An 8,141-nucleotide genomic window follows, 5' to 3' on the forward strand; every position below is an offset into this window, starting at 1 on the left:
CGCCGCATGGCCCGCGGCGGGCAGCCCGCCGTCCGTCAACGCCGGCGCCCCCTCGAATACCTATAACAAGATCCTTCTCAAACACGCACTTAGAGGATGCGGACCGGTTTTTGGGAAGTATGAATGGCAGTTCCGATGGGAGCGGCCGTTCGGCGCTCGACGTGGGCGTTCGCGGCGGGCACGGCCCGTGACCAGTGCCGCCGGTGGCGGACCGGCTGCGGAACGTGGCGTCGCCGTCACAAGAGCGTTGGCCGGACGGTCATTTCCCTGCCCTCCGGGTCACCGTTGGTGCGCGAATTGTCCGCCGTTCTCCGGCAATGACCCCGTCCAATCCTGACAGGGCATTTCGCCGACGGTCGTATGACGCGTGATTGTCGATGGTCTCTTACTATGGTGAACATTCCGGGTGCCCGCCTCCCCGGCGGCGGCCGAGTGACGAAGCTCTCGTCCGGCTCGGGCGTGATCGTGGACGCTCCCGACGTTCGACCATTCAGAGGGGCGGCCGCAGCCGCCCCGTTTCCGATGGGCGATCACAACCTCGCATCTGGGGGACCACCATGAACGCTACCCGTGAGAGACCGGAGATCCGGTTCCTGACCTCGGGCGATGTCTCGGCCCACGAACGCGCCGCCGCCGAGCGGGCCGTCTGGAAGGCGCTCTCCGCCGCCCGCGGGGTCACCTCCGTCCAGGTCACGCTGAGCGTCGTCGCCGACCGGTCGCTGCCGCGCCCGGCCCTGGCCCAGGCGGTCGTCGAGCTGGACGGCCGGCGCGTGCGCGCCCAGGCCGCCGCGCCCCGCATCGACGAGGCCATCGACATGCTCCGCGAGCGCCTGGCGGTCCGGGCGACGTCCCTGCAGGCCGGCTGAGCCTCGCCTGCTGTGAGCGGGCTTCCATGAGTGAACGGCGGCGCCCCATGACGGGACGCCGCCGTTGGTGGTTCCAGGGGCTCAGGCGTCCCGCCGGGCGAACACAAAGGCGGCGGCCGCGAGCGGCGCGAGCGCGTACGCCAGCAGTACCGCGGTCGCCATCCCCGGAGACAGCAGATCCCCGTATATGGAGTTCTCCGCGCTGAGGCTGGACATCTGGTGGGGCAGAGCACCGGGCATGACCGACGCGGCGCGATCGCTCCAGGGCTGCGGCAGATGGATGACGAGCAGCGGTAGGACGTGCCAGACGAACACCACCGAGACGAGCGATCCCGCCGTGGACCTCAGCAGCACACCGAGCGCCAGGCCGAGCAGCGCGAAGACCGGGACCACCGTGCCCGAGACGAGAAAACTCGGCAGATCGTGCGCGATGGACTCCTGCTGGTCCACGAAGGGCCGGTCGCCGACGACGAGCCGCGACCCGAGGAACGCGCAGACCGTCACCGCCTCGCCGGCGACCAGTGCGACCGTCCCGACGACCGCGGCCTTGGCCAGGAGCAGCGTGCGGCGGGCCGGAATCGCGGTGATGCTGGTCCGGATCATGCCCGTCCGGTACTCGGACGTCACCGTCAGCACGCCGAGGATCGCCAGGCACAGCGACGCCACCCACCCGGCCAGCTCCTGGAGGGGCCGCAGCCGGAACTCCGCGCGGCGCTCCGCGGACAGGCCGTCCCAGACATGCGCCGACTGCAGGGCCAGCAGCAGGACGACCAGGAGGAACCCGAACGTCACCGCCATGATCCAGTAGGTCGACCGGACGGAGCGCAGCTTCCGCCATTCGGCCGCGACCGCGTCGCCCGTCATGCGTCCCTCCGGATGAGCGAGAACGCGCCCGCCGCCAGCGCGATCACGACGTAGGCCGCCAGGAGCGCCACGGCGGCGGGCGGCGACAGGACTCCGTGGGCGCCGGACGAGCCCGGCGCCCCGGCGATCTGGTCGGACAGGTTGCCCGGCAGCGCCGACCAGATCCGCTCGTCCCACGGGGACGGCAGCAGCTGGGCGAGCGCGGGCAGGATGAACAGCACCGCCATGCCCGCCGTGATCGTCCCGGCGGTGGAGCGCAGCACGGCCCCCAGCCCGAACGTGATCAGCGTGATCGCCGCCGTCGTCAGCCCCAGCCACAGGAGGTGGGCGGCGACGTCGGCCACCGGACCCTGGAACGTGGCCACCGGCCGGTCGCCCACGATCGCCCTGCCCGCCGCGGCCCCGACGACCAGGGACGCCACGGCCGCGGCGAACATGGCCCCGGCCGCCACCCCCGCCTTGGCGGCGAACAGGGGGAGCCGACGGGGCAGCGCGGCCAGCGTCGTCCGGTTCATCCCGGACGAGTACTCCGACGTCAGCGTCAGCGCACCCAGCACCACCGCGCACACCGGCAGCGCCACGGCCAGCGGCTGCTCCGCCGGAGCCGACCTCGCCGTCGCCCTCCGCGCGGCCGACAGGCCGTCCCAGTAACGGGCGACGTAGAAGGACCACAGGACGCACAACAGCATGAACACCGCGATCGTCCCGGCGATGGCCAAGGTCGAGCGGACCGTCCGGAGCTTGTACCACTCCGCCGCGAGCGCGTCGATCACGAGGCCACCGCCCCGAACTCGGCGCTGCCCGCCGTCAGCTCCATGTAGGCCTCCTCCAGCGACGCGCTGTGCGGCGTCACCCCGTACAGCGGGATCCCGTGCGCCGCGGCCGCGTCGCCGATCGCGGCGACGTCCAGCCCGGTCACCGAGAGGGAGCCGTCCGGCACCCGCTCGACGGCGCCCCCGGCCCCGGCGAGCACGGCGGTCAGGTCGGCCGGGCGCGGCGAGCGGACGACCACCCCGCGCCGGAACCGGTCCGCCAGCTCCCGCACCGACGTGTCCGCGATCAGCCTGCCGCGCCCGATGATGATCAGCCGGTCGGCCGTCAGCTCCATCTCGCTCATCAGGTGGCTGGAGATCAGCACCGTCCGGCCGCCGGCGGCGAGGGCCCGCATCAGCTCGCGGATCCAGCGGACGCCGTCCGGGTCCAGGCCGTTCACCGGCTCGTCGAACATCAGCACGCCCGGGTCGCCGAGCAGCGCGGCGGCGATCCCCAGCCGCTGCCGCATCCCCAGCGAGAACCCGCCGACCCTCTTCCGCGCGACCCCGGCGAGGCCCACCTGCTCCAGGACCTCCGCGACCCGCCGCATCCCGATCCCGTTGCTGCGCGCCAGCCAGCCGAGATGGTCGTACGCCCGCCGCCCCCCGTGCACGGCGCTCGCGTCCAGCAGCGCCCCCACCTCCCGCATCGGGCGGCGCAACGCCGTGTACGGGCCGCCGTTGATCAGCGCCGAACCGGACGTCGCCTTGTCGAGCCCCAGGAGGATGCGCATGGTCGTCGACTTCCCGGCCCCGTTCGGGCCGAGGAACCCCGTCACCGTGCCCGGTCTCACGACGAAGGACAGGCCGTCCACCGCGGTCGTCCGGCCGTAGCGCTTCGTCAGCTCACGTACCTCGATCATGCGGTCGACGGTCCTACGGAACGTCCCCGTCCCACATCGGAACGTGGTCGGGAACCGCGCGTGCGACCGTGCTCCGAGGCTGCCGCCCCCGCTCAGACCCTGGTATGACGTCCGCCGGCACGAGGCGTCGGCCCCGCCCCGCCCGCTACCTTCGTGCCGTGGACGAATCCGAGCTGCGCTCCCCGGTCTTCAGGCGGCTCAGCCGGCGCGGCCTCATCGGCCTGGACGCCGGAGCGGCGATCCTCTACCTGCTGGTGATGCTGACGCTCCCCGCGGGCGGCGGCTCCATGCTCATGGCCGCCGTGCTCATCCCCGCCGCGGGGCTGCCGCTCGCCCTGCGGCGCCTGTGGCCCGTTCCGGTCTTCGCCGTCACCCTGGCCGCCTCGACCGCCATGCTGGTCGTCGACCTGCCCTGGGACTCCTACGCCGCCGCCGCGTACGCCCTGTACCCGGTCGCGCTCACCCGGCGCCGCCGCCGCTGGATCCCCACGTCGCTCATCGGCGCCGCAAGCGGCCTGTTCATCCTCGGCGGCGCCATGGTCGGGCCCGCCGGCCGCCATGCCGAGATCGCCGGCAAGATCCTGCTCGGCCTCGCCGTCCTCGGCGCGTCCTGGACGCTCGGCCGCGTCGTCCGGGAGCGCCGCGCCCAGGCCGCCCGCTCGGCCCGCCGCCTCGCCGACCAGGCCGTCTCCGACGAACGGCTCCGCATCGCCCGCGAACTCCACGACGTCGTGGCGCACAGCATGAGCCTCATCGCCGTCAAGGCGGGCGTGGCCGTCCACGTCGCCGAGGCGCGGCCCGAGGAGGCGCTCGACGCGCTGCGCGTCATCGAGGCCACCAGCCGCTCCTCACTCGCCGAGATGCGGTACCTCCTCGGGGTCCTGCGCACCGGCGCCGCCGACGACGAGCTGACCCCCTCCCCGGGTCTGGCCGAGCTGTCCGGCCTCGCCGACCGCGCCGCGATGGCCGGCGTCCATGTCGATCTGGACGTCGACACCGGCGACCTCCCCGACGGCGTCGCCCTCTCCGCCTACCGCATCGTGCAGGAGGCGATCACCAACGTCGTCAAGCACGCCGCGCCCGCCCGCTGCCGCGTCCGCGTCGCGGCCGACGGCGCCCGGATGCGCATCGACGTCACCGACGACGGGCCCGGCGTCCGCGTCCTGCCGGGCGGGGACGGGCACGGCCTCATCGGCATGCGCGAGCGCGTCATGATGTACGGCGGCGACTTCACCGCCGGGCCCCGTCCCGAGGGCGGTTTCGCCGTGTCGGCCGCCTTCCCGTACGAGAGCTAGGGACACCGTTGGATCTGAGCGTCCTCGTCGCCGACGACCAGGCCCTGCTGCGCGGCAGCTTCCGCGTCCTGATCGACACCGCGCCGGGCCTGCGCACCGTCGGAGAGGCCGGCGACGGCGCCGAGGCGGTCTCGCTGGCCGAGCGCGAACGCCCCGACGTCGTTCTCATGGACGTCCGCATGCCCGAGATGGACGGCATCGAGGCCACCCGGCGGATCTGCGCCGACCTCCCGGACGTCCGCGTCCTGATCCTCACGACCTTCGACCTGGACACCTACGTCTACGCGGCGCTCCGCGCGGGGGCGAGCGGCTTCCTGCTCAAGGACACTCCGCCCGCCGACCTCCTCTCCGCGATCCGCGTCGTCGCGTCCGGCGAGTCGCTCCTGGCCCCCACGGTCACCCGCCGCCTGATCGCCGAGTTCGTCCGCCGCCCCGGCCCCGTCCAGCCGCCCCCGGAGGGCCTGGACGCCCTCACCGACCGCGAACGCGAGGTCCTCATCCTCATCGCCCGGGGCCTGTCCAACGCCGAGCTGGCCGAACACCTGCACCTCAGCCCCGCCACGGTGAAGACGCACATCGGCCACCTGCTGGCCAAGCTCCAGGCCCGCGACCGCGCCCAGCTGGTGATCACCGCCTACGAGACCGGCCTGATCCGCCCCCGCTGATCGCGCGGGCCCGCCTCGCGCCAGGCGGCCAGGGCGTCCTCGTCCCGGCCGCCCCCGCTGACCGCGGGTCCGCCCGCCGCATCGGTGATGCGCACCCCCGCGTAGGCGAGGTCGTCCAGCGGCACTTCGTCCGACATCAGCACGGCCACGCGCGGTCCCTCAGTCGTTGTTCCAGGCGCGGCGGTCGGCTCCGGCCTTGGCGGCGCGGCGGGCCGATGTCGCCGGGACCAGAGGACGGCCATGCGCTGGGGGCGCCGACGGCACGAAGAGGCCGCGCTCTCGCGCAGGCCGGGGCACCTGGCGCCTTCCGCAAGACGGTCCGGAGTCGGCTTCGGCGCCGGGGTCAGAGGAGGAACGGGGCGAGGCGCTCGTAGTGGGAGGCGGTGGAGGGCAGATCCGGGGCGAAGGCGGTGACGCCGACATGGTCGGCACCGGCGTCCAGGTGGTCCTGAACCCGCTTGGCGATGGCGGTCTCGTCGCCCCAGGTGAAGCAGGCGTCGATGACCTCGTCGGACCCGCCGCCGGCGAGCGCCGCGTCGTCGTAGCCGAGGGTCTTCAGAGAGCGGACGTAGGGCGAACCCGGCATTTCGAGCATCTGGGTGCCCCGTGCGATGCCGCGCGCCTTCTCCGGGGCGGCTTCCAGGATGGCCGCCTGCATCACCACGAGCAGTTTGTCCGGGCCGAGCCGTTCCCTGGTGGCCCTGGTGTGCTCGACGGGCATCGCGGCGGGGAGGGCGCCGTCCGCCCGGTCCCGGGCCAGCTCCTGCATCTTCGGGCCGAGCGCCGCCACCAGGCGGGGGAACGGCACGTCGGGCACCGGGGCCGCGCCCGCCGACGCGTCCATGCCGTCAAGGTACTCGCGCATCCTTTTTAGGGGGCTCGTCCACTTCTGTCCGCTCTGTTCGACGATCGCACCCATGCTGACGCCGACCCCCAGGGCCAGCCGGCCGGGATAGGCGTCACCCAGCACCGCGGCCGCGCCTTGCATGGCGGCGGGGTGGCGCGCCCAGAGATTCGCGATGGCCGAACCCAACGCGATCCGGTCCGTCGCGGCGAGCATCATGGCCATCTGGCTGAACACCTCACGGCCGCCGATGGCCTCGTTCAGCCAGATCGCCCCGTAGCCCGCCTCCTCGACGCGCCGCGCCGCCCGCCGCCACTCCTCGGCGGGCGCGATGGGCGTCACCAGCGCGACGCCGACCCTGCCCAGCCTGCCGCGCGCCTCGTCCACCGCCGTCATCGACCCTCCTATAATCGGAACCAGCAACCCGCTTAGGACAGTACCGGAACGCTCGCCCCGCTTGTCAAGGAGGCCCAGGTTTGGCGGAACGACCCCGGCGCGCCGACGCGCGCCGGAACCGAGAGCGCATCCTCCAGGCCGCCTATGAGGCGTTCGCCTCGGACGGGCGCCTCGTCCCGCTCGACGACATCGCCCGTCGCGCGGGCGTCGGAGCGGGCACCGTCTACCGCAACTTCCCCACCAAGGAAGCTCTCTTCGAGGCGGTCGTAACACAGCGGATCGAGGAGATCATTCGTGAGGCACAGGCCCTCGCGGATGCTGCCGACCCCGCCGAAGCGTTCTACGGATTCCTGATGCGGGTCGTGGAGCGCGCCATGTACAACCACTCCCTGTGCGACGCCTTGGCGACGGACCTTCGGACGCTCGACGCCTGTGGCCTGGACGAGCAGTTCACCGTCGCCCTCGACGCCTTGCTGCGCCGGGCGCAGGCCGCCGGCGAGGTGCGCGCCGACGTGGACGTCCACGAGGTCCGCGCCTTGCTGGGCGGCGCGATGCTGATGGAAAGGCAGCACGGCACCGAAGGACGCATGACAGCGCTGGCCCTAGACGCCCTCCGCTACGTAACGAAACAAGACGAAACACCAAGCAAGCTGCATAACGAAACTCGCTGCGAAGTCTGCGCGGCCCCCCTCACCTGCGCGTCCACGGGCCGTCCCGCCCGCTACTGCGGCGCGTCCTGCCGCCAGAAGGCCCACCGCCGCAGGACGGCCGCCGCGAAATCCGGTTGAGCGCCACCGCCGCCTGCGCCACCCTGACCGGACCATGCGCACACGCGAGATCCGCGCCATCCACGACCGTGACTCGATCACCGTCTACCAGGCGTACACCCGTGAGATCGGCGCCCCGGCGGTCGAGCACAACACGTTCGTCCCGCCGTTCTCCCGGCACCGCATGACCTGGATCAAGCCGTCGTTCCTCTGGCTGATGGCGCGCAGCGACTGGGCCCGCAAGGCGGGCCAGGAGATGATCCTCGCGGTCAGGATCAGCCGGGAGGGCTGGGAGGAGGCCCTGACCCTGGCGGTCCCGACCGACCCGGACCGCCGCGTCTTCCGCAGCTCGGACGAGTGGCGCCGCCGTTTCGCCGAAGCGGTCGTGCACGTCCAGTGGGACCCCGAACGCTCGCTCCGTGGTCAGAAACTAGAGGCCCGCAGCATCCAGGTAGGCCTAAGCCGCCACATCATCGACCGCTACGTCGACGACTGGATCCTCGACGTAGAAGACCGCACGCCCCTAGCCCGAAAAATCCACGACCACCTAAAAGCCGGCCGCACCCCCCAAGCCAAGGCCCTACTCCCAAAAGAACGCCCGTACCCGCTCCCCCCACCCATAGCCCACCGCCTAGGAGCCCCCTAACCACAGCCACCCACCCACAACCCGCCGCCGCAAATCTTCACCGACACCGAGTCAACCCCCGACGCCCGCCCACACCCCACACCACCAAAGCCCAACCGCGCCCGCCCACCAACCGCGCCCGCC

The 8,141-nt window shown here is 72.6% G+C and carries 10 protein-coding genes; 5 read left to right on the top strand and 5 right to left on the bottom strand.

Annotated elements, in window-relative coordinates; all coding sequences use genetic code 11:
- Positions 1–557 precede the first annotated feature (557 nt).
- The gene (locus BM339_RS47170) at positions 558–866 is read left to right on the top strand and encodes a hypothetical protein (RefSeq protein WP_021598178.1); all 309 of its coding nucleotides are present in this window, start codon (positions 558–560) and stop codon (positions 864–866) included.
- Between the two features lie 81 nt (positions 867–947).
- On the opposite strand, the gene BM339_RS47175 is transcribed toward BM339_RS47170, so the two are convergent.
- The 3 genes from BM339_RS47175 to BM339_RS47185 are packed head-to-tail and all read right to left on the bottom strand — an operon-like array spanning position 948 to position 3,405.
- Positions 948–1,730, bottom strand: a complete 783-nt coding sequence (locus BM339_RS47175) for an ABC transporter permease (protein ID WP_021598179.1) — start codon at positions 1,728–1,730, stop codon at positions 948–950.
- The gene (locus tag BM339_RS47180) at positions 1,727–2,503 is read right to left on the bottom strand and encodes a hypothetical protein (RefSeq protein ID WP_075025093.1); all 777 of its coding nucleotides are present in this window, start codon (positions 2,501–2,503) and stop codon (positions 1,727–1,729) included. The genes BM339_RS47175 and BM339_RS47180 overlap by 4 nt, the downstream gene beginning before the upstream one ends.
- The gene (locus BM339_RS47185) at positions 2,500–3,405 is read right to left on the bottom strand and encodes an ABC transporter ATP-binding protein (protein ID WP_021598181.1); all 906 of its coding nucleotides are present in this window, start codon (positions 3,403–3,405) and stop codon (positions 2,500–2,502) included. Before BM339_RS47185 ends, BM339_RS47180 begins: the two co-directional genes overlap by 4 nt.
- Before the next feature lie 158 nt (positions 3,406–3,563).
- On the opposite strand from BM339_RS47185, the gene BM339_RS47190 reads away from it, so the two are divergent.
- A complete protein-coding gene (locus BM339_RS47190; RefSeq protein WP_218163954.1) occupies positions 3,564–4,700 on the top strand; it encodes a sensor histidine kinase in 1,137 nt (378 codons plus the stop codon).
- An 8-nt stretch (positions 4,701–4,708) separates the two neighbouring features.
- Complete coding sequence (locus BM339_RS47195; RefSeq protein WP_177287947.1) at positions 4,709–5,365, top strand: response regulator; 657 nt, start codon at positions 4,709–4,711, stop codon at positions 5,363–5,365.
- Here BM339_RS47195 and BM339_RS47200 read toward each other — a convergent pair.
- Positions 5,335–5,514 carry a hypothetical protein gene (locus BM339_RS47200; RefSeq protein ID WP_075025095.1) on the bottom strand — a complete coding sequence of 60 codons (180 nt, stop codon included), beginning with the start codon at positions 5,512–5,514 and terminating at the stop codon, positions 5,335–5,337. The two genes, BM339_RS47195 and BM339_RS47200, sit on opposite strands and share 31 nt — an antisense overlap.
- Positions 5,515–5,708: 194 nt before the next feature.
- Positions 5,709–6,605 (bottom strand): TIGR03620 family F420-dependent LLM class oxidoreductase, encoded by an 897-nt coding sequence (locus BM339_RS47205; protein ID WP_075025096.1) that lies wholly within the window; start codon positions 6,603–6,605, stop codon positions 5,709–5,711.
- Positions 6,606–6,685: 80 nt separating this feature from the next.
- Between BM339_RS47205 and BM339_RS47210 the strand changes: the two genes are divergently transcribed.
- Together BM339_RS47210 and BM339_RS47215 are read left to right on the top strand one after the other, a co-directional pair.
- A complete protein-coding gene (locus tag BM339_RS47210; RefSeq protein ID WP_177287948.1) occupies positions 6,686–7,393 on the top strand; it encodes a TetR/AcrR family transcriptional regulator in 708 nt (235 codons plus the stop codon).
- Between the two features lie 34 nt (positions 7,394–7,427).
- Positions 7,428–8,018 carry a DUF4291 domain-containing protein gene (locus BM339_RS47215; RefSeq protein ID WP_075025097.1) on the top strand — a complete coding sequence of 197 codons (591 nt, stop codon included), beginning with the start codon at positions 7,428–7,430 and terminating at the stop codon, positions 8,016–8,018.
- Positions 8,019–8,141: the final 123 nt, after the last annotated feature.

This window comes from Actinomadura madurae, from assembly GCF_900115095.1.
Taxonomy (GTDB): Bacteria; Actinomycetota; Actinomycetes; order Streptosporangiales; family Streptosporangiaceae; genus Spirillospora; species Spirillospora madurae.

Coding starts and splice junctions, on each gene's coding strand:
- BM339_RS47170 (WP_021598178.1), top strand. CDS start 558: ATGAACGCTACCCGTGAGAGACCGGAGATCCGGTTCCTGACCTCGGGC.
- BM339_RS47175 (WP_021598179.1), bottom strand. CDS start 1,730: ATGACGGGCGACGCGGTCGCGGCCGAATGGCGGAAGCTGCGCTCCGTC.
- BM339_RS47185 (WP_021598181.1), bottom strand. CDS start 3,405: ATGATCGAGGTACGTGAGCTGACGAAGCGCTACGGCCGGACGACCGCG.
- BM339_RS47205 (WP_075025096.1), bottom strand. CDS start 6,605: ATGACGGCGGTGGACGAGGCGCGCGGCAGGCTGGGCAGGGTCGGCGTC.
- BM339_RS47215 (WP_075025097.1), top strand. CDS start 7,428: ATGCGCACACGCGAGATCCGCGCCATCCACGACCGTGACTCGATCACC.